Consider the following 24,653-nt stretch of genomic DNA (forward strand, 5'->3'; position numbering starts at 1 on the left):
TTTTATGCTAATAGCTGGATAACCAGCTTATTCACAAGCGATCCGTCTGTTTTACCTTTTACTTTCGGCATAACAGCAGTCATCACCTTACCCATATCTGCTTTAGACGTCGCACCAACTTCAGAAATTACTTGCTTGATTATATCAACTAGCTCTTCTTCCGTTAATTGCTCCGGCAAATATGCGCTTAAAATCTGAATTTCACTTTGCAGTTTATTAACAAGGTCTTCACGACCAGCTTTTTTAAATTCAAGGAGGGAGTCCTTATGCTGTTTTACTTCACGAGCTAAAACTGTTAGTTCCTCTTCTTCAGTAAGAGTATGCTGTAGTTTAATACCTTCATTTTGTAAAGCAGCCTTAACCATACGAATGACGGTTAATTTTTCTTTTTGTTTATTCTTCATCGCTTGTTTCATATCATCGTTTAAACGACCGAGAAGACTCATAACTTACACCCTCTCTTAGAATTTACGCTTTCTTGCCGCTTCAGATTTCTTCTTACGTTTTACACTTGGTTTTTCATAAAACTCGCGCTTTCTTGCTTCAGCAAGTGTACCAGTTTTAGAAACCGATCTTTTAAAACGGCGAAGTGCATCCTCCAAAGACTCGTTTTTACGAACGACTGTTTTTGACATTCTCTTTCCCTCCCTCCGAAACATCACACTTACATACTAACTCCAGCATGCAAAAAGAAACACTTCTTCAGCATGTCTTTTACGATTATAATACATTTTATCACTTCAGGTCAACTATTTGGCAGAATAAAAGAAGAATAGATGCTCTTCCTTTTTCAAAAACTATGCAGATAGCTGTTATCCTTTCCCCTGAAGGCAACTATATTTTTATCATTACACCTTTTTTCATGCAGGAACGTACGAAACAACTACTCATTTCATACATTTTCAGTACTTAACTTCTCCACTAAAAAAGAAAGCATGCAAATCGTTTCCGTTTGCATGCTTTTTTATCCCGATTGGTCCGGGCTAATAATGAGCGGGGAATGAATCCCACGCTCATTAAAGTTTCACTTTATGCGCTTGCTGATTCCTTTTTCACATCATCTTCAAGGACACGAACAAATTGCGCTTCGTTATATGGATAACCAGCTTTTGTGATTTTTACTTTCACTAGTTTACCGATCAATTCTTCTGATCCTTCAAATACAATTTTCAAGTAGTTATCTGTATAACCCACATATAGGCCTTCACGGTCGCCCTCTTTAAATTGTTCTTCTGGAATAATTTCAAGTACTTCTCCTTCAAACTGTGATGCATACTCTTTCGCTAATTGATTAGATAGTTCAATTAAACGGTGAACACGATCATTCTTCACATCTTCAGGAACTTGATCTTCCATACGCGCTGCAGGTGTTCCTGTACGTTTTGAGTACGGGAATACGTGCAACTCAGAGAAGCGATTCTCTTTAATGAAATTGTATGTTTCCATGAATTCTTCTTCTGTTTCACCTGGGAAACCAACGATTACGTCTGATGTAATCGCAAGACCTGGTAACGCTTCTTTCAAACGATCTAAGCGCTCTTGGAAAAATTCCATCGTATATTTACGACGCATACGCTTTAATACAGTATTAGATCCAGATTGCAATGGAATGTGTAAGTGACGTACGACTACTTCAGACTTATCTAACACTTCAATTACTTCATCTGAAATCTGACTCGCTTCAATAGAAGAAATACGAAGACGTTTTAATCCGTCTACTTCCGCTTCCATATCACGAAGTAATCCAGCTAAGTTATAATCTTTAATATCTTCACCGTACCCACCTGTATGAATACCTGTTAATACGATTTCCTTATAGCCTGCATCTACTAATTGTTGCGCTTGTTTAATAACTTCTTTCCCATCGCGAGAGCGCATTAAACCACGCGCCCAAGGAATAATACAGAATGTACAGAAGTTATTACAACCTTCTTGTATTTTTAAAGATGCACGTGTACGGTCCGTGAAGTAAGGTACATCAAGTTCTTCATATACACGTGTTTTCATAATGTTACGCACAGCATTAATTGGCTGACGCTCTTTACGGAATTCTTCGATGTATCCTAACATCTTTTCACGATCTTGTGTACCAACTACAATATCTACACCTGGAATCGCCATAATTTCCGCTGGAGATGTTTGTGCATAACATCCTGTTACACAAATAACCGCATCTGGGTTTTGACGAACAGCACGTCTAATAACTTGACGACTTTTCTTATCCCCCGTATTCGTTACTGTACATGTATTAATAACATATACATCAGCTTTTTTTTCATATTCAGTTCTTTCATATCCACCTTGTTTAAACAATTGCCAAATGGCTTCTGTTTCATAGTGGTTTACTTTACAACCTAACGTATGGAACGCAACAGTTGACATTGATCATCACCCCATCAATTCAAAATGATACGAAGCAGCACTTAACGCATATAACGGCGCCGTTTCTGTTCTTAAAATTCTTGGTCCTAAACTACATGGTACAAATTTATGTTCACGAAGCGCTGTAATCTCTTCCTCAGCCAAACCGCCTTCTGGGCCAAATACAATCAATAACTTTTGACCTGGTTTCATCATCGTTAAAGCTTTCGCAAAATTAGATTTCTCGCCTTGTTTCGCTTCCTCTTCGTAAGCAACAAGACAAACATCATACTCACCACTCATTGATAGCAATTGTTTAAACGATGCTGGGGCGTGTACTTCTGGAATTTCACTTCTATGTGATTGTTCCGCAGCTTCTTTCACAATTTTTCTTAAACGTTCAACTTTTTTATCCGCTTTTTTCGCATCCCATTTTACGATAGAGCGAGATGCTTGAAATGGTAAGAATGCAGCTGCCCCAAGCTCAGTTCCTTTTTGAAAAATTAACTCTAGCTTGTCTCCTTTCGGCAGTCCACTTGCAATCGTCACGAAAACAGGAAGTTCACTTGACGCCTCTACCCATTCTACAATAGCAGTATGAATAAATTCACTGGTAATTTCATCAATTGAACATACGGCTGTTTTTCCGTTTACACAGCAATAAATGTGATCTCCAGCTGACATACGCATCACTCTTGCGATATGATGTACGTCATCACCTACAATGCGAATACTTGTCTCATTTACATATTTCTCTTCTACAAAATAACGTTGCATATAATCACCTTAGTAGAGTTTCGTTCCTTTCGTAAGCCAATACTTACGAAAAGAACGAAACGTTATCATTTTTCATATAACAAACGGCAAGTCCCTCACCCTATAGTGAGAGACTCCCCCCTTTTCATTATAGACTAAAATCTATATTACGCATTTCGTGCAATAATTGCTACCCAATCTTCCATTCGTAACACTTCTTCAATTGTAAATCCAGCTTTTTCTAGCGCTTCAGAAATTACTTTTTCCTTCGCAGCAATAATGCCCGATGTAATAAATAATCCGCCTGACTTCACAACTCTCGCTGCATCTTCAGGGAATAAAAGAATAATTTCTGCTAATAAGTTAGCTACGATTAAATCAACAGGACCTTCAATACCTTCTAAAAGACTATTTTGTCCAACAGATACGATATCATCTGTTTTATTTAAACGTACATTCATTTCTGCACTTTCAACTGCAACTGGATCTAAATCATATGCTTGAACAGAAGACGCACCTAATTTTGCTGCTGCAATACTCAGTACACCAGAACCTGTTCCTACATCAATGATCGTATCACCTGGCTGTACTGTTTTTTCTAAAGCACGGATACACATCGTTGTTGTTGGATGAGTTCCCGTTCCAAATGCCATACCTGGATCTAATTCAATAATTTTTTCTTCCGGAGAAGATGGTGTATATTCTTCCCACGTCGGCACAATTGTGAATGTATCAGAAATTTGTACTGGATGGTAATATTTTTTCCAAGCAGTAGCCCAATCTTCTTCATTGACCTCGTTAACGGTAATATTTCCAGTACCAATTTCGATGTCGTAAGATGGAAGAGCATCAATAGATGATTTTACACTTGCAATTGTTTCATGTAAAGAATCCGTTTGTGGGAAATAGGCTTTTATTAACACACCTTCCGCCGGATACTCATCTGGGTTCAATGCATAAATTTCACCATATTGTTGCTCGCGCTCTTTTGTCAATTCCGCTGGATCCTCAATCGCAACTCCACTAGCACCAGCTTCATGTAAAATATGAGAGACAGCTTCTACTGCTTCTTCTTTTGTATGAATACTAATTTCTGACCATTTCACAATTTACCAACTCCAATTTTTATTTCCATTATTCCCCTTTGAAAGCACGTTTAAGCTTTCCGAATAAACTATCATCCTGCTCTTCTTGTCCTGCAAATTCACGCAATAAATCTTTTTGCTGTGAAGTTAATTTCGTCGGTACAACAACACGTACGACTACATATTGATCTCCTTGGCCGTATCCACGTACGTTCGGAGCACCCTTTCCTTTTAGGCGGAATTCTGTTCCTGTTTGTGTTCCTGCTGGAATTTTCAGCTTCACTTTACCATGAACAGTAGGAACTTCTACTTCATCACCAAGTGCCATTTGCGCAAATGTTAATGGCATTTCGCAAATAATGTGATCTCCTTCGCGCTCAAAGAATTCATGATTTCTTACATGAACAACAACATATAAATCTCCTGCTGGGCCGCCATTTACGCCCGCTTCACCTTTTCCAGATACGCGGATTTGTTGACCATTATCGATACCTGCTGGAATTTTAACATTGATTTTTTTACGTTTACGAACTTTACCGGAACCGTGGCATGTCGTACATTTTTCTTTAATGATTTGCCCAGTTCCTGAACAATGACCGCAAGCTTGACGGTTTACGATACGACCAAATGGTGTATTTTGTTCTACACTTACTTGCCCTGATCCTGAGCAATGTTTACATGTTTCTTTTGAAGTTCCTGGTTTTGCCCCGCTACCTTTACAAGTATCACATGGATCTTCTACTGGAATCTCAACATTTAACTCTTTACCAAAAATAGCTTCTTCAAAATCTAAAGTGACTTGATATTGTAAGTCAGCACCTTGGCGCGGAGCATTTGGATCACGACGTCTGCCACCACCGCCGCCAAAGAATGAACTAAAGATATCTTCAAAACCGAAGCCACCGCCGAAGTCTCCTCCGCCGCCAAAGCCACCGAAGCCTTGATTAGCACCAGCATGACCAAATTGATCATATTGCGCACGCTTTTGATCGTCGCTTAATACTTCGTATGCTTCTTGTACTTCTTTAAACTTTTCAATTGCATTTTCTTCTTTACTTACGTCTGGATGGTATTTTTTAGCCAAACGACGATACGCTTTTTTTATTTCATCTTTTGAAGCACCCTTGCTAAGTCCAAGGACCTCATAATAATCTCGTTTACTCATAAATTTACAACCCCCGAATCTTTCACATAAACGTAATTTTAACACCGAAAGAAAGTGCTTTGCAACAAAGTTTCCTCACTTACAGTATGCAAAGTGAAAAACTTAAGACCCTCACACATTCCTTCTCATTCGTGAAAAAAGCCAAAGCCAAGGCACGCTTGACTTTGACTTTTTGTCATCTTACTTATTATGTTTAAAGTTGAATTACTTGTCTTCTTTTACTTCTTCAAACTCAGCGTCTACTACATTGTCTTTCTTCGCGCCAGCATCTTGTGCTCCTTGTGCACCTTCTGCTTGCCCTGCAGCTGCTTGAGCTTGCTCATATAGTTTAACAGTTAGTTGTTGTACAATTTCTTGTAAAGCGTCTTTTTTCGCACGGATTTCCTCAAGCTCGTTCTTCTCAATCGCAGCTTGTAATGCTTCTTTTGCTTCTGTTGCTTTTGCAACTTCAGCTGCATCTACTTTACCTTCTAAATCTTTTACAACTTTATCTGTTTGGAATACAAGTTGGTCAGCTTCGTTACGAAGTTCAACTTCTTCCTTACGTTTTTGGTCAGCGTCAGCATTTGCTTCTGCTTCTTTTACCATACGATCTACTTCTTCATCAGAAAGACCTGAAGAAGATTGGATTGTAATAGCTTGTTCTTTGCTTGTTCCTAAATCTTTTGCACGTACGTTAACGATACCGTTCGCATCAATATCGAATGTTACTTCGATTTGTGGAATACCACGTGGTGCTGGTGGGATATCCGTTAATTGGAAACGTCCTAACGTTTTGTTGTCAGCTGACATTGGACGCTCACCTTGTAATACGTGAATGTCTACTGCTGGTTGGTTATCAGCAGCTGTTGAGAATACTTGTGACTTACTTGTTGGAATTGTAGTGTTACGCTCGATTAATTTCGTGAACACACCACCCATAGTTTCAATACCTAAAGAAAGTGGAGTTACATCTAATAATAGTACGCCTTCTACATCACCAGTAAGTACGCCACCTTGAACTGCAGCACCTAATGCTACAACTTCATCCGGGTTTACACCTTTATATGGTTCTTTACCAGTTTCACGTTTAATAGCTTCTTGTACAGCTGGGATACGAGTAGAACCACCAACAAGGATAACGCGATCTAATTCACTTGCAGATAGACCAGCATCTTTTAAAGCACGACGAGTTGGTTCTAATGTTCTTTCAACAAGGTTTGCTGAAAGCTCTTCGAATTTCGCTCTTGTTAATGTTAATTCTAAGTGTAATGGACCAGCAGCTCCAGCACTAATGAATGGCAATGAAATTTGTGTTTGTGTTACACCTGAAAGATCTTTTTTCGCTTTTTCAGCTGCATCTTTCAAACGTTGAAGTGCCATTTTATCTTGGCTTAAATCAATGTTATTTTCTTTTTTGAACTCAGCTACTAAGTGATCGATGATAACTTGGTCAAAGTCATCTCCACCAAGACGGTTGTCACCAGCAGTTGAAATAACTTCAAATGTTCCATCTGCTAACTCAAGGATAGATACGTCAAATGTACCGCCACCTAAGTCATATACTAAGATTTTTTGCTCTTCATCTTGTTTTTCTAAACCATAAGCAAGCGCTGCTGCTGTTGGTTCGTTAATGATACGCTCAACTTCTAAACCAGCGATACGACCAGCATCTTTCGTTGCTTGACGCTCTGCATCGTTGAAGTATGCAGGTACTGTAATAACAGCTTTCGTTACTGTTTCACCTAAATATGCTTCAGCAGAAGCTTTTAAGTTTTGTAAAATGATTGCAGAAATTTCTTGAGGTGTATATTCTTTACCTTCGATTTCTACTTTGTAGTCTGTACCCATATGACGTTTAACAGACATGATTGTATTTGGGTTTGTAATTGCTTGACGCTTTGCTACTTCCCCAACTTGACGTTCTTCATTTTTGAAAGCTACAACAGAAGGTGTTGTACGGTTTCCTTCTGGATTTGGGATAACCTTTGGTTCTCCACCTTCCATAACAGCTACACAAGAGTTTGTTGTACCTAAGTCAATACCGATAATTTTACTCATGGCTAATCCTCCTACTTTTATGTAAATTATTGATTTACTTTTACCATCGATGGGCGAATTACACGGTCTTTTAATTTATAACCTTTTTGGAATTCTTCCACAACCGCATTTGATTCAAATTCGCTGTCTTCTACTTGCATAACAGCTTGGTGTTCATGAGGATCAAACTGTTTACCAACAGCTTCAATCGCTTCTACACCTTCTTTTGTCATCGCTTCTAACAATTGACGATATACCATTTCCATCCCTTGTAATAAGGACTTCATTTGCTCATCAGTTGCTTCTACTTGCATCGCTCTTTCAAAATTATCAAGAGCTGGCAAAATATCCGAAACAAGACTTTGTGCTCTATATTTTTCAGCAGCCTGTTTATCCATTTGAACACGACGCTTATAATTTTCAAAATCAGCTTGTAGACGTAGCATACGGCCTTCCGTTTCCGTCAGTTTCGCTTGCAATTCATCTACTTTTTCTTGTAAAAGAGCAGCCTCACTTTTTTCTTCAACAGTTTCTTCGCTGTCTTCAGATGTTACGGCTTCTTCAACTTGTGCTTCTTTTACTTCTTCTTTCACTTCTTCTACAACTTGTTCGCTACGCTCTTCCACAATTTTCACCTCCTTAAAAGGTATTAGGTATCATGCATAGCATGATTACCTAAGTATAGTTATATATTACACACAGTGATGTATTGCTTATCACTTGAGCGAATGTATTCTTCTTCATTCTTTATTTTTTTAGTCCATCTGTAATTTGCCTTGTAAATAACTGCAACAAACTAATTACACGAGAGTATTGCATTCTCGTTGGACCTAAAATTGCAATTGTTCCAAGTTGTTCTTCTCCAATCGAATATGTTGCAGAAATCAAACTACAATCTTCCATGGCTGTCGCAGAGTTTTCCCTACCAATTTTCACTTGAATACCAACTTGTTTATGACGCAAAATATCATAAAACTCAGCTTCGTTATCAATCATGGTAAGTAAAGATCTAACTTTTTGAATGTCATGAAACTCTGGTTGCGAAAGCATATTTGCCTTCCCTCCAAAGTATATCTTTTCCGATAACGGAACTTGAAATGTACCATCCAATATTTTTATTGCACTATCGTAATTATGAACATACCCACGCAATACCGTAACAATCTCCTTAAAGATTTTATTATGGAGTTCCGACATTGGTACGCCCGATAGCTTTTCATTTAAAATATTAACCATTTTTTCTAAATCTGATAAATCAACAGATTCCGGAACGGTAATCGTTTTGCTTTGTACATGCCCTGTATCCGTTACAATAATAGCGACTGCGGTTTGACGATCAAGCGGAACAATTTGTACGTTTTTAAGTTTATTTGTGCTTAACTTCGGTCCAAGAACAATGGCCGTATAATTTGTAAGCTCTGATAAAATTTGAGCTGATTGTTGTGCAATCTTTTCCGCTTCAAAAATTCTTTCAGCAAATAAATCTTTAATTTGTACAATTTCATCGTTCGGTAAATTTTGCGGCGCTAAAAGATGGTCTACATAAAATCGGTATCCTTTTTCAGAAGGAACGCGTCCAGAAGAACTATGCGTTTTCTCAATAAATCCTAGTTCCTCTAAATCAGCCATTTCATTTCGTATAGTAGCTGAACTAAATGTAATTTCATCTTTTTTAGCCAACGTCCTTGACCCAACAGGTTGCGCTGATCCAATAAAGTCATCAATAATTGTTTGTAAAATTAAGAGCTGACGTTCCGTAAGCATCTCATCATCACCTCTGTTAGCACTCTTTGTCTTCGAGTGCTAAATCTATTAATAACTTACCAAAATTGACATTCAATTGTCAACGGAAACGTCACGAAATAATGAAACTTTTTCACGTTAATGGAACATTTAATTAGTCAATCAAAAATGATTGGAATACTTCATTCCCTAATAATTTTCCTTTTCGCGTTAAACGAACATATCCATCGCTCTCTTCAAGCAATCCTTGTTCTTGGTTGTTTTGTAACTGCTTCGCGAAAACTTGATCCATTTCCATATTAAATTTCTTTTGAAACGCTATTTTAGATACACCTTTTGTTTTTCGGAGTCCTAAGAACAACTCTTCTTCCATTTTTTCTTTCTCCGTCACCACGTGAACATCTAAATACGGAAATCCGGTTTCATCGATTTTATTGAAATATTGCTTGAGCGGCCCTACATTTTGGATACGTTCTCCATTTACATAACTATGCGCTCCAGCTCCAAATCCATAATACTCTTCATTATTCCAGTATGTGAGATTATGTCTACTTTCATTATTACCTTTTGAAAAATTACTAATTTCATACTGGGTATAGCCATGTTTCTCCATTTCATCCATTACCATTTCGTACATTTTCGCTTCATGGTCTTCACCTGGAAGTCTTAATTTCCCTTTATTCATTAAGTTATAAAATACTGTTTTCGGTTCCACAATTAATGAATATGCCGAGAAATGTTGTACACCAAGCGTAAAAGCAATGTCTAATGTTTCTTTTACATCTTCTATCGTCTGTCCTGGCAGAGCATAAATAATATCTACATTTATATTTTTAAAGCCTACTTCCTGCGCTTCTCTAATTGCTACAAACGCATCTTCTCTCGTATGCTTACGTCCAATTTTCTCAAGCAATTCATCTCGAAATGTTTGCACCCCAAAACTAATTCGGTTCACTCCACCTTCTAGCAATACATTTAATTTCTCTTTCGGCAAATCACCTGGATTCGCTTCAAATGTTAATTCACAATTCGGGGCAAACGGACGTAAACGACGATTTATAATATTTAATAATTTCTTTGTCTGTTCCATATTTAATGCTGTTGGAGTTCCCCCGCCAACAAAAATCGTTTTCATACTATCAAACGGTACCTTTTGAACTGTATTTATTATTTCTTTCTCTAAATACTCTAAATATTGATCGACCGGCTGGCGTTCAATAAACACTTTATTAAAATCACAATAGTGACAAATATGCTGACAAAACGGAATATGAATATATGCAGCTTGCACCAAAATAACTCCTACCTTTCTAAAAAGAAAACCTCCGCGCTCGGGAGGCTTCTTTTACTTCTCTAACGTATTACGAATTTGTTCCATTCGCATTTTTCCCCAATCATACATCATTTCAACGATTGGTAAAAGCGACATGCCTAATTCCGTCATATAATATTCCACTCGCGGTGGAATTTCCGGGTATACTGTTCGATCAACAATCCCATCTTCCATTAACTCTTTTAATTGGTTTGATAAAACTTTATGAGAAATGCTCGGAAATAATCGCTGTAATTCACTAAAACGATGAGGCCCTTCCACACCAAGATGCCACAATATTACAACTTTCCACTTTCCACTAATAATAGAAAGCGTCAATTCCTTTTCACAATTAAAATTGCCATTTTGTATTTTTTCTTGAATATCTTTTCGAATATTTTCGGACATTAACAAACTCCTAACTTTATATGAACTAAAAAGCTCTCTCACTATTGTAAATGAGAGCTACTCAGATGTCTAAAAAGTAATTATACGTAAAAAAGAAGCCGCATAAACGACTTCTTTTTTTCATTCCAACTATTAGTTGTCATCCATTTTCAGTACAGCCATGAATGCTTCTTGCGGTACTTCTACAGAACCAACAGACTTCATACGTTTTTTACCTTCTTTTTGCTTATCAAGAAGTTTACGCTTACGAGAAATGTCACCACCGTAACATTTCGCAAGTACGTTTTTACGCATCGCTTTAATTGTAGAACGCGCTACAACTTTGTTTCCGATCGTCGCTTGAATTGGCACTTCGAACTGCTGTCTTGGAATTAATTCTTTTAATTTTTCTACGATTACTTTACCACGGTCATACGCTGAATCACGGTGTACGATAAATGATAGAGCATCGACTTGCTCAGAATTTAAAAGAATATCCATTTTCACAAGTTTAGATGGCTTGTAACCAATTAACTCATAATCAAATGATGCGTATCCTTTCGTATTTGATTTCAACTGATCGAAGAAGTCATATACGATTTCTGATAATGGGATTTCATATGTCAATGTAACACGCGTTTCATCTAAATATTGCATATCAATAAACGTTCCGCGTTTACCTTGGCAAATTTCCATTACAGCTCCAACATAGTCATTCGGAACCATAATTGCTGCTTTAACAAATGGCTCTTCAACACGATCAATTGTCTGTGGATCCGGCATATTAGACGGGTTATCGACAATCATGTCTTCACCATTCGTTAAGAATACTTTATAAATAACACTTGGCGCTGTTGTAATTAAATCAATTTTAAATTCACGTTCAATACGCTCTTGAATGATTTCCATATGAAGAAGTCCTAAGAATCCACAACGGAAACCAAATCCTAGCGCTTGAGATGTTTCTGGCTCAAACTCAAGAGCAGAATCGTTTAATTCTAATTTCTCTAGCGCATCACGTAAGTCGTTGTAACGTGCAGAGTCAATCGGGTACAGACCACAGAATACCATTGGATTTAATTTACGGTAACCAGGTAATGGCTCAGCTGCTGGACGTTTCGCGTGTGTAATCGTATCACCAACGCGTGTATCACCAACATTTTTAATCGATGCTGCTAAGAAACCTACATCACCTACTGTTAACTCGTCACGTTGCGTAGTTTTCGGTGTAAATACACCTACTTCTGTTACTTCAAATTCTTTACCAGTTGCCATCATACGTACTTTATCGCCAACTTTTACCGTTCCATTTACAACACGGATATAAGCAATTACACCGCGGTACGGATCATATAAAGAGTCAAAGATCATACATTGTAACGGTTCTTCTGAATCACCTGTTGGTGCTGGCACTTTTTCAACGATTTGTTCTAAAATCTCTTCGATACCAATCCCAGCTTTTGCTGAAGCAAGTACAGCTTCTGATGCATCTAACCCAATTACATCTTCCACCTCTTGGCGTACACGCTCTGGGTCTGCACTTGGTAAATCGATTTTATTAATAACCGGTAAAATTTCTAAATTGTTATCAAGCGCTAAGTATACGTTTGCTAACGTTTGCGCTTCAATACCTTGCGCTGCATCTACTACAAGAATTGCACCTTCACAAGCCGCTAAACTACGAGATACTTCGTACGTAAAGTCGACGTGTCCTGGTGTATCAATTAAGTGAAGAATATATTCTTCGCCGTCTTTTGCTTTATAGTTTAATTGTACTGCGTTTAATTTAATTGTAATACCACGCTCACGCTCTAAATCCATAGAGTCAAGCAACTGAGCTTTCATTTCACGTTGTGTTAACGCGTTTGTTTTCTCTAAAATACGGTCTGCTAACGTTGACTTTCCGTGGTCAATATGAGCAATGATAGAGAAATTACGAATTTTGGACTGTCTTTTTGCTCTTTCTTCTTTGTTCATCTATGTTCTCAACTCCTAATAGTCTCGCCAATATACACTAGCACTGATTATATCAATAGAGCAGCAAAGATTCAATGAAAACTCGTGCTGCTTACAATACAAATCATTCTATTTATATCTTATGCGAACAAACCATAAGAGACAAACCTTTTTCAAATTAAAGAACGGCTGTCTTACAAACCTGTAAAACAACCGTCCTCCGTTTGACTCTTAACTAAAAATCCCTTTTACTTTCCCAACAACTATATCTGTTCCAAACTTTGTTATTTCGTAGGCAACGCTTGCTATCGCCATACCCATTCCTTCTACAATATTAAAACTTTTTAAGCTTTCTAATTGTTTTTGTTTTTCAGTAGCGGAAAACGAACCTTCCAAAGTTTCTGATTCAGTGGCCTCACCTTTTGTTCCTGTCATATGAGCGATTTGTTCATACGACATTTGCTGATAACCTTTCATACTTTTCAACCCATGATTTGCAAGTGCCACCCCTGCTATTACCATAAGTAAGCATATTGCCACACTACATATACATAAAAGCGAAAAGCGGCTTACATGATTATCGTCACTTCCCATCAATGTGTATATGCTCCTGTATTATCTTGGTCAATTTGATGATGCAGCGCTGCATTTAAACCACTTGCTATTACATTTGCCATATCCTCTATGAAGGCATCCACTTCTTTCGGAGTCACCATTAAATTATGACCAAGAGGAGATAACACTTCATAAATTAATTTTCTCTTCTCTTCATCTTCCAGTGTACCTACAGCACCTAAAAACATATTCCGGCTCTTTTCATCCGGCATATCCTCTTCTGTTAATTTTTTCTTTTCTCCAAATGTAAAACCAGCCGGCAACAAAGATCGGGAAGGTTTATTTCCTTCTTTCATCTCCCGTCCAAAATGTTTCAAAATAAAATCAATTGTATCGCTTGTAATCGAAACGGCATCCACCACAGTCGGAACACCAATTGCGATAACAGGAATACCTAATGTTTCTTTACTGAGTTCCTTACGTTTATTCCCAACACCCGACCCTGGATGAATTCCTGTATCAGAAATTTGTATCGTACTATTTACCCTTTCAATAGAACGAGCAGCTAATGCATCAATTGCAATGACAAAGTCTGGCTTTGTCTTCTCAATGATTCCATAAATAACATCGCTCGTTTCAATTCCTGTAATCCCCATTACCCCCGGCCGAATTGCACTAACAGGCCTAAACCCTTCTTCTACACTTTCAGGCTGCAATTGAAACAAATGTCTCGTTACCAATACATTTTCTACAACTATCGGTCCAAGCGCATCCGGCGTTACATTCCAATTTCCAAGACCAACAATTAAACAACTCGCTTCTTTCGTAACGCCAACCTCTTCTAAGAAATAAGAAAATTCTTTTGCAAAAATACGCTCTACTTTTTGTTGCAGCTCCGTATCTTGTTGACGTATACCTTGTACTTCAAGCGTTAAATAATTTCCAGGTTTTTTACCCATCGAGTCAGAGGCAGCTTCATCAATTGTAACTTTTGTAATGGTAATACCTTCTTCTTCCCTCTCTTTTACAATAACGCCTTGTATCCCTTTTTGCTCTTCTTGACGCTCTTGCAGCATTTGATGCGCCTCTACAGCAAGATCCGTTCTAACACTATATTTACTTAAATCTAATGGTTCTTTCATCGTATCTCCTCCGTCATTCATAGTAAATATCGTTAGATTTCCCAAAGTTATATAAGGTCATTCTTTCCTTTACGTGAAATTTCATAGATATACTATTGCAATTCTCTTCACCGTTTGATAGAATATCACTTGTTCTATGTTAAGAATCGAGTCATTCGATTGCACCAGGGAGGTGAAAAGTATGGCAAACATCAAATCTGCTATCAAACGCGCTAAACTTAGCGAAGAGCGTCGTGCACATAACGCTTCTATCAAGTCTGACATGCGTTCTGCTGTTAAAACTGTAGAAGCTTTAGTTACTAATAACGATCTTGAAAATGCTAAAGAAGCTTTCAAAACTGCTTCTAAAAAACTTGACAAAGCAGCTCGTAAAGGTCTTATCCACCAAAACGCTGCAGCTCGTCAAAAATCTCGCTTAGCGAAACAAGTAAACGCGTAAGGCGTTTAAAAAACGATCCATTCGGATCGTTTTTTTATATACAAAAAAGTTCACGCTCTTAGCACGTGAACTTTTTTTGTTTCATCACATATGATTTAACCGCATTAAGAAAAACTCGAGCACAAGTTTTTTATCCATTTTTCCCGTTTTCATACTATAATCAGCTTCCGCTAATTCCATTATCACTTTTTTTAATTCTTCAAAAGAGAAAAACTTCGTTTGATTCATCGCTAATTTTACACGATATGGATGCACACCAATATGAGACGCGATTTGATTTTGGCCGTAACCACGCTGCTGTAACTCTTTCACTTGATGCAGTAAACGAAATTGACTTACTAATAACGCAAGTAATTTAATAGGTTCCTCCTGCTGCGTAAATAATCCATCCAAAATTTGCATTGCACCCGCGATATCTTTTTTTACCACTTTTTCTGTCAAAGCAAACACATTTTGTTCAACTGATTTTGGCACAAGCTCTGCAACGAGTTTCGGTGTAATGTCTCCGCCCATACCGACATATAACGTTAACTTGTCCATTTCCTTCGCCAACATCGTTACATTACTTCCCACAAGCTCTAACAACAAACTAACAGCCGCATGATCAATATGCACATGCACTTCATCTGCCCGAGCAACAATCCACTTCTGAACATCCTGCACTTGCATTGCATTCGCTTCTACTACATCCGCTGTTTTCTTTAATAGTTTTGTAATTTTTTTTCGTTCATCCAGCTTTTCGTAAGGCGCAACAAAAACAAGAATAGAAAAGGGAGAAGGTTCCCCGATATATTCTTCTAAAATTTTTATATTTTGTTCTAACTTTTCTTTTTGTGAAGTTAAAAAGAGTGGTGATTTTATTAATAACACTTTACGTTCTCCGAAAAAAGGAAGTGTACGTGCATCCTCAACCACATCTTCTAAATATGCTTCTTCTAAATCATATGTAACAACATTAAACTCGCGATCTTCCTCTTCAAGCGCTTCTGTTGTAATAAGCTTTATCGTTTCATTTATAAAAAACGCTTCCGTTCCATACAGTAAATATAACGGAGCAAACTGCTTCTTTTTAATCTTTTTATGTATATCACTCATACTTTTTCCTACTCCCTAACTTGGCAATATATATTTATACTAATGCCCTAGCTTTTGTTTTACAAGTACAAAGGAACAGGCAATATAACCCGTCCCTTTATTTATATTAAACGCCACGCAATAAGCCCCGGGTTTCTTATTGGTGTGCGGTAATCACCTTCCCTTTATTATTCGCAATAAAAATTCGAGTATAAGTGCCAACTGTTAACATGCTTGGAAACAAAAATTCACATTACTTCATGATCTAAAAGTAGTAAAAACGCTCTATTTCTCCTCACATGGAAATTGTAGATTTTTTTCTGACAATATTTTATACTAAAGTGGAATGTTGGGGAGGGATTCTAAATGAATGATTTTGAACAAAACGTTCAAAGTAAACGCAATGACGCTATTGATTCAGGGGTAGGATTTATCGTCTCATTTGGTTTTTTCGCAACACTTTTCATCATTGCAACTGTTATTAAATTTATCGGTTCTTAAAGACTGCTGCTTACTGGCAGTCTTTTTTATCTATTATGTGTTTCATCATATGTGATTTTGCTGCGAAAGGTTCCGTTTTCCCCTTTAAAAACATAGGAAATAGCCCCTTGCTTATCCGTACGCCATATTTCAATCCCCCTCTTCTCAAAACGCTCTATAACGTCCTTATGAGGGTGCCCATACCTATTACGCTCACCGGCAGAAATAACCGCTATATTAGGCTGTACGACGCTCAGAAAAGTTGTTGTAGATGACGTATTACTCCCATGATGAGCAACCTTTAAAACATCCACTCGCAACTCTGGATACGTAGCTACTAAAAACTTCTCACCTTCTTCTTCTAAATCACCTGTAAACAACCACCTTAGTCCTCCTAATTTTGCCAACATTATAATTGAAGCGTTATTTTCACTGCTCTCCTTCCCTGTTGGCGCTAATACGAAAAATTCCGCTCCATTTATGCTCCAACTTTCTCCTTCTCTCACTTCTCTTATTTTCACTTCCTTTTCTAAAGCCTGTTTCTTTACTATTTTTTCTAATTCCGCATCTTGTTCCTTTCGGCCAAATACAACTTCTTTTACGGTTATATTTGATAATAACTGTTGCGCAGCACCTATATGATCCGCATCTCCATGCGTTATAATTAATTTATCGATCTTTTTAATACCTTCCTTTTGTAAATAAGGAATCAAAATATCATTTCCGACAGAAAATTCATGCTTTTTACGTTGCCATTCTTCCTTGTTTGGACGAATTGTTCCACCAGTATCAATAAGGTAAATCTCTTGATCATACGGGAGGCGAATTAATATTGCATCTCCCTGTCCAACATCGAGAAAGGTAACACTCCCACTTTCTCGAAAATACGGATATACATAATGGCATGTACTAATAAAAAGAAATACACCCGCAGATATAAACAGAATCCCCTTCGTCATTCGCCTTTCCCAAACCATCAATATACTAATAATACTCACGCAATATAGGGCTACAAGAAGTATAGGTGTTTGTCCGAAATTAAGACGGGTAAATGGTAAGTTTTCGCAATAACTTAAAAAATCATTAGAAAGATTCAAACCTATTGATAATACATTCCCAAGCCTTTTTGCAAGAAACGGAATGATCGGTATACATATCAAAATAACAATACTGCACGGCAATACAACGAGAGATAAAAACGGAACGTATAGGATATTTAAGAAAATACTATATGGAGAAAAATAACCGAAGTGATATAACAAAATCGGAGTACTAACGAGCTGTGAAATGAAAGAAATATAAATAGAATTTCGAATTACTCCATTACCACTCTCTAGTAAAAGCGGGGCAGATAAAAGTAAAGCAAAACTACCAACGAAAGAAAACTGAAAACCAATATTAAACACGAGATATGGATCAAATATAAGCATACATATAGCTGTTATACTTAAAGCATCTAAGCTAGATAAACGAATAGAACACATAAAAGCAATTAACATGAAAACTCCTGTTATAGAAGCTCTTATAACAGATGGTGACGCTCCTGCTAAAATCATATATAGCGGAATGCAGAAGATAAGACATACTGTTGCTACCTCCCTTGTCACACCGCTTCTTAGCAAAATAAAATACACGATTACCATTAACAATACGATATGCGATCCTGAAATCGCCAACAAATGCACGAGACCGAATTGTTGATATTGCTCTTCAACTTCAAATGTCATTTGTTGTCTATCACCAAATACTAATGCATTCATAAAAGCACCTGATTGTTCTGGAAACATTTCTGTAACTTCTGAGATTGCTTGTTGCCTCAAAAGAAGAATCCATTGCACGAGTGATAACGATGTTTTATGGCATTCAGAAATATATGTAGCGTCCAATATGAAATGAATATTTTGATTATATAAATAATCACGATAATTAAACCCATGAAAATTCCGAGCTATTTGTGGTTCTTTCCTCTCACCTTCGAATACACATGATACTCCTGCATGTAATTGTCGCATCTGTTTCTTTTCCAAGGCTGATTTCATTTTGTAACTTAACTGCACTATATTTTTATTCTGATCTTCAATTTGAAACGAGAGGCGATCTCCATTAATAAGAGGTGTATTATGTATCATCCCTCTTGTAGCTTCGTAGGACTCTCCCAGAGGCTTGTTTTGCCCTTGAACATACGTGGTGTACATAGCGCCACTTAAACACGCTATCATACAATAAAAGAAGGTTTTACGCGAAGTACGATACAAACAAAAGAAAACATTTAGAACGAGACAACAAATTAGCCATACAACTGAAGAGGAGAAGGCAATTGCAATCCCAATTATAAATGAGATTGCAACATAGCCCCATTGTCCTTGCAACTCATACTCACTCCTTATAGCATCATTTTTGCTTTCGTGAATACATGCTGTAATTCTTCCATTGATAAGTTCTCTTTTTCTAAAGATGCAAATAGTTCTTTTAACTCCATATGACGCTTTTGATCCTCTAATGCTGCAATATCGTATTCTAGCGGAACGTGTTTCACTGTTACATTCGCTTTTTCAAATAACTCTACGGCATACGGATGATTTTTATAATCCTGTGCATAATAAACTGCTGTAATACCACTTTGAATAATCGCCTTACAACATTGTAAACAAGGAAAATGCGTAACATAAATTTCCGCTTCCTCCGTTTTCACGCCAAATTTTGCACACTGTAATAAAGCATTCATTTCTGCATGAATTGTACGAACACAATGATTATCAATAACGTAGCATCCATCATCTATACAATGTACGCCACCTTTAATTGAACCATTATATCCACCAGCAATAATTCGTTTATCACGAACAATTGTCGCTCCTACTGCAAGCCTTGTACATGTACTACGTAAAGATAACAAATGGCTTTGCGTCATAAAATATTGATCCCATGAAATTCGTTCCATATTCTTCACCTACTTTTTTGTCTACTTGTAGTGTAGCGAATGAAGAAAAACTTCGTCAATCTTTTACGGAATAATAATTTGATCTTTTATTTTCTCCAAAGACTTCACACCAATCCCATCAATCTCTAACAAATCTTCTATTTTTTGAAACGGACCATGTTCCTCTCGATATTTCAAAATACTTTCTGCTTTCCGAGAACCAATACCTGTAATTTTTTCAAGTTGTTCTTTAGAAGCTGCATTTATTTGAACTTTTCCCTCTCCCTTTGAAACAGCAGCTACCTCTTGCACTTGTTCGTTTTTATTCGGTACATAAAGAAGCATTTGGTCTTGTACCATTTGCGCTAAATTTACCTTCATCCTATCTGCCTCAGGCAAAAAACCACCTGCTTTTTCAATGGCATCCTTGACCCGGTCCCCTTCTTTCATTTCATACACCCCCTCTTTAACAACAGCCCCTTTCATATCAATTACAATTATTTTTTTCTGCTGCTTTGTATCCGATGTTTTCGGTTTACTTTTCTTCTCTATATCTTTCGCTTGAACATCCGTTGCAATAGCTGATCGCTCTGTATGCTCGTTCGTTTTCCAGAAAAGAAGAAAAAGCACAGTTCCAATAATAGCTGCTAATCCTAACCATTTCTTTGGAAAATCCCACATCATTTTTCACCTCTAATCATAAATTTATAACATCATTCATATTGTTTAGGAGAAAGCTGTTACGAAGGAGGGATGAAACATTGAACATAGGAATTATAGGGACAGGAAACATGGGGAATATACTAATCGATGCATTTTTAGAAACCCGTGCTACCAAACCTTCGTGCCTTACGATCATTAATCGAACGCCCGCCAAAGCATATCATATAAAGGAAAAATACCCTTCTGTTCATATAGCCAAAACTATTGATGAGGTAATCGAACGATCACATCTTATTTTTATTTGTGTAAAGCCGATAGATATATACCCAATCTTACAAAAATACGCCGAACATTTTTCTGATGAAAAGTGCTTAGTTTCTATCACAAGTCCAATATCTCCATCACAATTAGAGACACTTGTACCTTGCCATGTTGCTCGTATTATTCCGAGCATTACAAACCGCGCCCTATCCGGCGCATCACTATTTACATTTGGAAGTAACTGCTCTGAAGAATGGCAACAAAAACTATTTCGCTTATTCAAAAACATTTCTACTCCCCTTGTAATAGAAGAAGATATAACGCGCGTTTCATCTGATATAGCAAGCTGCGGCCCTGCATTCTTTAGTTATTTATTACAATGTTTCATTAATGCTGCTGTAGATAAAACAAATATTACACATGAAGAAGCCACTACTTTAGTAAGTGAAATGGTCGTTGGAATGGGGAAACTACTCGAAAAAGGAATTTTCACATTGCCTACTTTACAAGAAAAAGTATGTGTGAAAGGCGGCGTTACAGGAGAAGGTATTCAGGTTTTAGAAGAACATGTTGGAGATATGTTTCATAAATTAATCGAGCGGACACACGAGAAATTTGATGAAGATTTAAAATGCGTTGATCAGCAATTCAATAAACACACATAATAAATACGTCATCGTCATTCCAAATCCTTTTTATAAATACTTAATTTTTCACATTACATTTTTACTTAAACTAGCATTTTCACAATTCACGTATGTCATTTTCTTATTATCCTAGAACTAAAATTACAGCTTCTTCACAAAACAAAAGCAACCTTCTCGGTTGCTTTTGTTTTATCCGTTTTTCTTCGCCATGAAGAAAATACGCTCTGTTTGTTCTGTAACTTCAAGTCGCTCAAAGTCACCAGTTACACGAAGCACTGTAAAACCAGCTTCTTCAAGCCATTTCGTTAACTCTTCAACCGGATATGCACGTTGTACGTGACATTCGTCAAAACGATGGTACACATCTTCTTCTGGGTCTTGAACAAAGAATGTTAAATCATGTTCTACACTGTTTGAATCTTCACCAGGGAAGCAATTCCAAATAAGAGATATTTCTTCTCCATTCACTGTGTATGTTTCATTTTGAAATACATGATGTATTTTATATAAAGAATGTACATCAAATAAAAACAAACCATCTTGACGTAAATGATGAAACACTCTTCGGAATGTTTCTTGCACTCCATCTTCTTGCAATACATAGTTTAATGAATCACAAAAGATAGTTACACAGTCAAACTCACCTGGAACATCAAGCTCCCGCATATCTTGTTGGTAAAAAGGAATAAAATATCCTGCCTCGCCTAGTTTTTGCTGTGCGACTGCTAACATTTCTTCCGAAAGATCGACACCGATTACATCGTAACCCTTTTGTATAAGCGGAAGCGTTACATTACCAGTACCGCATGCTACATCAAGAATCTTCGCCTCTTTCATATCCGCTTGCTGCAAGCTTTCCTCTGTGAATTCCACCCATTTATCATAAGGGACATCATTCATTAGTTCATCGTACAGCAACGCAAATTGCTCGTAGTTCATTGGCCTAACTCTTCTGTAATATCTTCACGTGGCACATCGCCCCATAGACGCTCTAAATTATAGTGATTACGCTCATCTTTATGGAATACATGAGCAACTACATCTCCAAGGTCAACTAATACCCAGCGAGCTTCGTCAAAACCTTCCATACGTTGTACGTCGATTTGGAACTCGTGTGCTTTCGCTTTAATTTCACGTGCAATTGCTTGCACTTGCTTATCTGAGTTACCGTGACAAATAATGAAATAATCTGCAATTGGTGAAATACCTTGCATATTTAGGACAACCATATCTTCTGCTCTCTTATCATCAGCTGCTTTTGCTGCTAATACTAATAAATCTTTATCTTTCATTTACTCATTTCCTCCTTGATAACTGCATTGTATGTTTGGAATGTTAATGGATAAATCGTTTGATCTTTTTCCATTAAAAATTGAATTGTTCTCTTTAACGCAAATAATAAAGCTTGATCTATATCCGTATATGCGAGTTTACGAGCTTCCTCCACCCCTGGAAACTTTCGCCCAGGCTCAATATAATCAGCTACATAAATTACTTTATCTAACATCGTCATTTTCTCATGACCACTTGTATGATATGTAATAGCTTGCAGGATTTCAGGATCTGTAATACCTACTTCTTTTTCTACTAAGTATGCCCCAACAGGTGCATGCCATAACTCTTTGTTATAACAAAGTAAATCTTTCGGCAAACCTTCACTTTTAATGATCTCTTCCATCTCTGAAATCGCTCTACACTTCGCATAATCATGGAATATAGCTGCAACTTCAGCCTTTTTTTCATCCACACCGTATAATTTAGCGAGTTCAATTGCCGTCTCCATTACACCAATTGTGTGTATATAACGTTTTTCATGCATTTGTTGTTTCACAATATGAAGTGCTTCCTCACGATTCATACAACCCATTCCTCTCGATATATACCTGTACTTTTTCAGGAAGTAAATATTTGCATGTTTTCTTCTCTTTATATCTCTCACGTAATAAAGATGAAGAAACTGCAAACTCCGGAATTTCCACAGTGGTGATAGGATAAGGTGTATGCAATGTATAACCCGGTCTTGCAACCCCAACAAACGTTACAAGATCAAGTAACGCTTCAATGTTATACCACTTCGGTAAATACTCAACCATATCTCCACCAATAATAAAGTGAAACTGCACATCCGGATGCTTCTTCGTTAATTGTAGCATAGTGTCATACGTATAAGATGGGCCCTTCCTGCTTAGCTCTTCTAAACAAATAGAAAAATGTTCCTCTTCCTCAGTCGCAAGTTCTAACATTTGTAAGCGACTTTCTACACTTGTAATATTCCGCCCTTGTTTATGCGGCGGAATTTGGTTCGGTAAGAACCATACTTCTTCTAAATTCAAAGCATGATATACTTCATTTGCAATGAGCAAATGTCCATAATGTGGCGGATCAAATGTACCGCCAATGATGCCAATTTTCCTCAAAAGAAACGCCCCTTCCTTTTACGTACAGCAACTCTCTTCATTCCTAACAGAAGAGAGTTGCTATTAATAAAAGTTCAATTGGTTTCGCTCTCTACATCATTACGCATCAACGATAAAAATAGCGCATGCTAATCTTTTTATCGAGGAAGCTTAATTTGTTTATTTTCTCTTGACTCTTTGTATAAAACGATTGTGCTTCCAATTACTTGAACGATTTCCGCACGTGCACCTTTTGCCAGTTCTTCCGCAACTTCACGGCGATCGAATTCACAGTTTTGTAGCACACTTACTTTAAATAGCTCACGAGCTTCTAAAGTATCTGCGATTTGTTTAATCATATTTTCATTTACTCCGCCTTTTCCTACTTGAAAAATTGGTGTTAAATGATGTGCCTGTGCACGTAAAAATCTTTTTTGTTTTCCTGTTAACATATATGTTAGCCTCCAAGCTTTCTTATAACTAATTGTTTCATTCGTTCGATATTTGGCGTGCGCCCTGTCCACATTTCAAATGCAAGCGCTCCTTGATAAACAAACATATCAATACCATTTTGAATCATTGCACCTTGCTCTTTCGCCTCACATAAAATTTTCGTTTCAAATGGATTATAAATTATATCTGATACAATCGTTCCCTTTTTCAACGAAGAAATTTGTAACGGCGTATGTTCGACACGTGGATGCATACCTATTGTTGTCGTCTGAATGATAATATCATAATTCGCTTGTTCTTCTGTTGCTTTCTCTAACGATAAAGCAACAGAATGAACAGTAGCCATACATGCAGTAATAAGTTCTTTCGCCTTATCTACTGTACGATTCGCTACATCAATCTCTTTCACACCTACATCAGCAAGTGAAAAATAAATAGCTCGACTAGCACCACCTGCGCCAAGCAATAAAATACGTTTCTCTTGAAGTGGTTCACTACTAATGGACTGCAATGCTCGGACAAAACCAATTCCATCTGTATTGTAGCCAATCAATTTCCCATCCTTATGAACCACCGTATTTACTGCACCAATTTGTTTTGCTAGCGGGTCAATCTCATCCAAATAATCCATAATCGCAACTTTGTGCGGAGTTGTTACATTAAATCCTGAAATACCTAACGCTTTTAAACCTCTTACTGCTTCCCCTAGCACTTCCTCTTTAACAAGAAAGGCATGATAATGGGCATCCATATTCAAGTGTTCAAATGCATCGTTATGCATAACGGGTGATAATGAATGTCCAATTGGATTTCCGATTACACCATATAATTGTTTCATA

The 24,653-nt window shown here is 37.2% G+C and carries 27 protein-coding genes; 3 read left to right on the forward strand and 24 right to left on the reverse strand.

Annotated features, from left to right (window positions below; translation table 11 throughout):
• Positions 1-2 precede the first annotated feature (2 nt).
• The 14 genes from MR070_RS02920 to gpr form a co-directional block, all read right to left on the reverse strand.
• On the reverse strand, positions 3-446 hold the full coding sequence (locus tag MR070_RS02920; protein WP_000054571.1) for a GatB/YqeY domain-containing protein: 444 nt from the start codon (positions 444-446) through the stop codon (positions 3-5).
• 15 nt (positions 447-461) lie between these two features.
• The gene (gene rpsU, locus MR070_RS02925) at positions 462-635 is read right to left on the reverse strand and encodes a 30S ribosomal protein S21 (protein ID WP_000048061.1); all 174 of its coding nucleotides are present in this window, start codon (positions 633-635) and stop codon (positions 462-464) included.
• Between the two features lie 394 nt (positions 636-1,029).
• On the reverse strand, positions 1,030-2,382 hold the full coding sequence (mtaB, locus tag MR070_RS02930; RefSeq protein ID WP_000108677.1) for a tRNA (N(6)-L-threonylcarbamoyladenosine(37)-C(2))-methylthiotransferase MtaB: 1,353 nt from the start codon (positions 2,380-2,382) through the stop codon (positions 1,030-1,032).
• A 6-nt stretch (positions 2,383-2,388) separates the two neighbouring features.
• Entirely contained in the window at positions 2,389-3,138 is a 750-nt protein-coding gene (locus MR070_RS02935; protein WP_098923745.1) for a 16S rRNA (uracil(1498)-N(3))-methyltransferase, read from the reverse strand.
• A gap of 146 nt (positions 3,139-3,284) precedes the next feature.
• Positions 3,285-4,223, reverse strand: a complete 939-nt coding sequence (gene prmA, locus MR070_RS02940; protein WP_000872093.1) for a 50S ribosomal protein L11 methyltransferase — start codon at positions 4,221-4,223, stop codon at positions 3,285-3,287.
• Between the two features lie 28 nt (positions 4,224-4,251).
• Complete coding sequence (dnaJ, locus tag MR070_RS02945) at positions 4,252-5,367, reverse strand: chaperone protein DnaJ (RefSeq protein ID WP_000043935.1); 1,116 nt, start codon at positions 5,365-5,367, stop codon at positions 4,252-4,254.
• A gap of 204 nt (positions 5,368-5,571) precedes the next feature.
• Positions 5,572-7,407 carry a chaperone protein DnaK gene (gene dnaK, locus MR070_RS02950; RefSeq protein WP_000034690.1) on the reverse strand — a complete coding sequence of 612 codons (1,836 nt, stop codon included), beginning with the start codon at positions 7,405-7,407 and terminating at the stop codon, positions 5,572-5,574.
• Between the two features lie 26 nt (positions 7,408-7,433).
• Complete coding sequence (grpE, locus tag MR070_RS02955) at positions 7,434-8,012, reverse strand: nucleotide exchange factor GrpE (RefSeq protein WP_242260502.1); 579 nt, start codon at positions 8,010-8,012, stop codon at positions 7,434-7,436.
• A 121-nt stretch (positions 8,013-8,133) separates the two neighbouring features.
• Positions 8,134-9,150, reverse strand: a complete 1,017-nt coding sequence (gene hrcA / locus MR070_RS02960) for a heat-inducible transcriptional repressor HrcA (protein ID WP_000954950.1) — start codon at positions 9,148-9,150, stop codon at positions 8,134-8,136.
• A 133-nt stretch (positions 9,151-9,283) separates the two neighbouring features.
• Positions 9,284-10,423, reverse strand: coding sequence for a radical SAM family heme chaperone HemW (gene hemW, locus MR070_RS02965; protein ID WP_025991619.1), 1,140 nt, complete (start codon positions 10,421-10,423; stop codon positions 9,284-9,286).
• A 51-nt stretch (positions 10,424-10,474) separates the two neighbouring features.
• Positions 10,475-10,849: a winged helix-turn-helix transcriptional regulator gene (locus MR070_RS02970; RefSeq protein ID WP_001293546.1), complete on the reverse strand. Its 375-nt coding sequence runs from the start codon at positions 10,847-10,849 to the stop codon at positions 10,475-10,477.
• 132 nt (positions 10,850-10,981) lie between these two features.
• Positions 10,982-12,805, reverse strand: coding sequence for an elongation factor 4 (lepA, locus tag MR070_RS02975; RefSeq protein ID WP_001030957.1), 1,824 nt, complete (start codon positions 12,803-12,805; stop codon positions 10,982-10,984).
• Between the two features lie 210 nt (positions 12,806-13,015).
• Complete coding sequence (locus MR070_RS02980; RefSeq protein ID WP_000534316.1) at positions 13,016-13,378, reverse strand: YqxA family protein; 363 nt, start codon at positions 13,376-13,378, stop codon at positions 13,016-13,018.
• The gene (gpr, locus tag MR070_RS02985; RefSeq protein ID WP_000662632.1) at positions 13,378-14,481 is read right to left on the reverse strand and encodes a GPR endopeptidase; all 1,104 of its coding nucleotides are present in this window, start codon (positions 14,479-14,481) and stop codon (positions 13,378-13,380) included. The genes MR070_RS02980 and gpr overlap by 1 nt, the downstream gene beginning before the upstream one ends.
• Before the next feature lie 181 nt (positions 14,482-14,662).
• On the opposite strand from gpr, the gene rpsT reads away from it, so the two are divergent.
• Positions 14,663-14,920 (forward strand): 30S ribosomal protein S20, encoded by a 258-nt coding sequence (gene rpsT / locus MR070_RS02990; RefSeq protein WP_001274011.1) that lies wholly within the window; start codon positions 14,663-14,665, stop codon positions 14,918-14,920.
• An 84-nt stretch (positions 14,921-15,004) separates the two neighbouring features.
• Here the strand turns inward: rpsT and holA are convergent, their stop codons facing one another.
• On the reverse strand, positions 15,005-16,015 hold the full coding sequence (holA, locus tag MR070_RS02995; protein WP_001279918.1) for a DNA polymerase III subunit delta: 1,011 nt from the start codon (positions 16,013-16,015) through the stop codon (positions 15,005-15,007).
• Positions 16,016-16,360: 345 nt separating this feature from the next.
• Here holA and MR070_RS03000 point away from each other — a divergent pair, with 345 nt between their 5' ends.
• Positions 16,361-16,495, forward strand: a complete 135-nt coding sequence (locus MR070_RS03000) for a YqzM family protein (protein ID WP_000997609.1) — start codon at positions 16,361-16,363, stop codon at positions 16,493-16,495.
• 26 nt (positions 16,496-16,521) lie between these two features.
• Here the strand turns inward: MR070_RS03000 and MR070_RS03005 are convergent, their stop codons facing one another.
• From MR070_RS03005 to MR070_RS03015, 3 genes are all read right to left on the reverse strand, one after another.
• Positions 16,522-18,843, reverse strand: a complete 2,322-nt coding sequence (locus MR070_RS03005) for a DNA internalization-related competence protein ComEC/Rec2 (RefSeq protein WP_242260503.1) — start codon at positions 18,841-18,843, stop codon at positions 16,522-16,524.
• A 14-nt stretch (positions 18,844-18,857) separates the two neighbouring features.
• A complete protein-coding gene (locus MR070_RS03010; protein ID WP_000439783.1) occupies positions 18,858-19,415 on the reverse strand; it encodes a ComE operon protein 2 in 558 nt (185 codons plus the stop codon).
• A gap of 63 nt (positions 19,416-19,478) precedes the next feature.
• Positions 19,479-20,078 carry a helix-hairpin-helix domain-containing protein gene (locus tag MR070_RS03015; protein WP_242260505.1) on the reverse strand — a complete coding sequence of 200 codons (600 nt, stop codon included), beginning with the start codon at positions 20,076-20,078 and terminating at the stop codon, positions 19,479-19,481.
• Positions 20,079-20,155: 77 nt separating this feature from the next.
• Between MR070_RS03015 and comER the strand changes: the two genes are divergently transcribed.
• The gene (comER, locus tag MR070_RS03020) at positions 20,156-20,983 is read left to right on the forward strand and encodes a late competence protein ComER (protein WP_001020537.1); all 828 of its coding nucleotides are present in this window, start codon (positions 20,156-20,158) and stop codon (positions 20,981-20,983) included.
• A gap of 171 nt (positions 20,984-21,154) precedes the next feature.
• On the opposite strand, the gene MR070_RS03025 is transcribed toward comER, so the two are convergent.
• The 6 genes from MR070_RS03025 to aroE all read right to left on the reverse strand — a co-directional run bounded on the left by MR070_RS03025 (position 21,155) and on the right by aroE (position 24,652).
• Positions 21,155-21,904: a class I SAM-dependent DNA methyltransferase gene (locus MR070_RS03025; protein WP_001105566.1), complete on the reverse strand. Its 750-nt coding sequence runs from the start codon at positions 21,902-21,904 to the stop codon at positions 21,155-21,157.
• Positions 21,901-22,257: a ribosome silencing factor gene (rsfS, locus tag MR070_RS03030; protein WP_000653200.1), complete on the reverse strand. Its 357-nt coding sequence runs from the start codon at positions 22,255-22,257 to the stop codon at positions 21,901-21,903. The genes MR070_RS03025 and rsfS overlap by 4 nt, the downstream gene beginning before the upstream one ends.
• Positions 22,254-22,823: a bis(5'-nucleosyl)-tetraphosphatase (symmetrical) YqeK gene (gene yqeK / locus MR070_RS03035; protein WP_001078246.1), complete on the reverse strand. Its 570-nt coding sequence runs from the start codon at positions 22,821-22,823 to the stop codon at positions 22,254-22,256. Before yqeK ends, rsfS begins: the two co-directional genes overlap by 4 nt.
• On the reverse strand, positions 22,813-23,382 hold the full coding sequence (gene nadD, locus MR070_RS03040) for a nicotinate-nucleotide adenylyltransferase (protein WP_001226058.1): 570 nt from the start codon (positions 23,380-23,382) through the stop codon (positions 22,813-22,815). Before nadD ends, yqeK begins: the two co-directional genes overlap by 11 nt.
• A gap of 137 nt (positions 23,383-23,519) precedes the next feature.
• Positions 23,520-23,813 (reverse strand): ribosome assembly RNA-binding protein YhbY, encoded by a 294-nt coding sequence (gene yhbY / locus MR070_RS03045; RefSeq protein WP_000955224.1) that lies wholly within the window; start codon positions 23,811-23,813, stop codon positions 23,520-23,522.
• A 5-nt stretch (positions 23,814-23,818) separates the two neighbouring features.
• Entirely contained in the window at positions 23,819-24,652 is an 834-nt protein-coding gene (gene aroE / locus MR070_RS03050) for a shikimate dehydrogenase (RefSeq protein WP_242260507.1), read from the reverse strand.
• Position 24,653: the final 1 nt, after the last annotated feature.

This window comes from Bacillus cereus group sp. BfR-BA-01453, from assembly GCF_022662915.1.
GTDB classification, from domain to species: Bacteria; Bacillota; Bacilli; order Bacillales; family Bacillaceae_G; genus Bacillus_A; species Bacillus_A paranthracis.

Excerpts from the sequence above, each read along its gene's own strand:
- MR070_RS02980 (WP_000534316.1), bottom strand. The coding sequence starts at position 13,378 with ATGGGAAGTGACGATAATCATGTAAGCCGCTTTTCGCTTTTATGTATA.
- hrcA (WP_000954950.1), bottom strand. The coding sequence starts at position 9,150 with ATGCTTACGGAACGTCAGCTCTTAATTTTACAAACAATTATTGATGAC.
- holA (WP_001279918.1), bottom strand. The coding sequence starts at position 16,015 with ATGAGTGATATACATAAAAAGATTAAAAAGAAGCAGTTTGCTCCGTTA.
- MR070_RS02935 (WP_098923745.1), bottom strand. The coding sequence starts at position 3,138 with ATGCAACGTTATTTTGTAGAAGAGAAATATGTAAATGAGACAAGTATT.
- MR070_RS02920 (WP_000054571.1), bottom strand. The coding sequence starts at position 446 with ATGAGTCTTCTCGGTCGTTTAAACGATGATATGAAACAAGCGATGAAG.
- lepA (WP_001030957.1), bottom strand. The coding sequence starts at position 12,805 with ATGAACAAAGAAGAAAGAGCAAAAAGACAGTCCAAAATTCGTAATTTC.
- aroE (WP_242260507.1), bottom strand. The coding sequence starts at position 24,652 with ATGAAACAATTATATGGTGTAATCGGAAATCCAATTGGACATTCATTA.
- gpr (WP_000662632.1), bottom strand. The coding sequence starts at position 14,481 with ATGAAAGAACCATTAGATTTAAGTAAATATAGTGTTAGAACGGATCTT.
- MR070_RS03025 (WP_001105566.1), bottom strand. The coding sequence starts at position 21,904 with ATGAACTACGAGCAATTTGCGTTGCTGTACGATGAACTAATGAATGAT.
- yhbY (WP_000955224.1), bottom strand. The coding sequence starts at position 23,813 with ATGTTAACAGGAAAACAAAAAAGATTTTTACGTGCACAGGCACATCAT.
- rpsT (WP_001274011.1), top strand. The coding sequence starts at position 14,663 with ATGGCAAACATCAAATCTGCTATCAAACGCGCTAAACTTAGCGAAGAG.
- rpsU (WP_000048061.1), bottom strand. The coding sequence starts at position 635 with ATGTCAAAAACAGTCGTTCGTAAAAACGAGTCTTTGGAGGATGCACTT.
- MR070_RS03000 (WP_000997609.1), top strand. The coding sequence starts at position 16,361 with ATGAATGATTTTGAACAAAACGTTCAAAGTAAACGCAATGACGCTATT.
- yqeK (WP_001078246.1), bottom strand. The coding sequence starts at position 22,823 with ATGAATCGTGAGGAAGCACTTCATATTGTGAAACAACAAATGCATGAA.
- dnaK (WP_000034690.1), bottom strand. The coding sequence starts at position 7,407 with ATGAGTAAAATTATCGGTATTGACTTAGGTACAACAAACTCTTGTGTA.
- MR070_RS03010 (WP_000439783.1), bottom strand. The coding sequence starts at position 19,415 with ATGGAACGAATTTCATGGGATCAATATTTTATGACGCAAAGCCATTTG.
- mtaB (WP_000108677.1), bottom strand. The coding sequence starts at position 2,382 with ATGTCAACTGTTGCGTTCCATACGTTAGGTTGTAAAGTAAACCACTAT.
- dnaJ (WP_000043935.1), bottom strand. The coding sequence starts at position 5,367 with ATGAGTAAACGAGATTATTATGAGGTCCTTGGACTTAGCAAGGGTGCT.
- MR070_RS02970 (WP_001293546.1), bottom strand. The coding sequence starts at position 10,849 with ATGTCCGAAAATATTCGAAAAGATATTCAAGAAAAAATACAAAATGGC.
- rsfS (WP_000653200.1), bottom strand. The coding sequence starts at position 22,257 with ATGAAAGATAAAGATTTATTAGTATTAGCAGCAAAAGCAGCTGATGAT.
- MR070_RS03015 (WP_242260505.1), bottom strand. The coding sequence starts at position 20,078 with ATGATGTGGGATTTTCCAAAGAAATGGTTAGGATTAGCAGCTATTATT.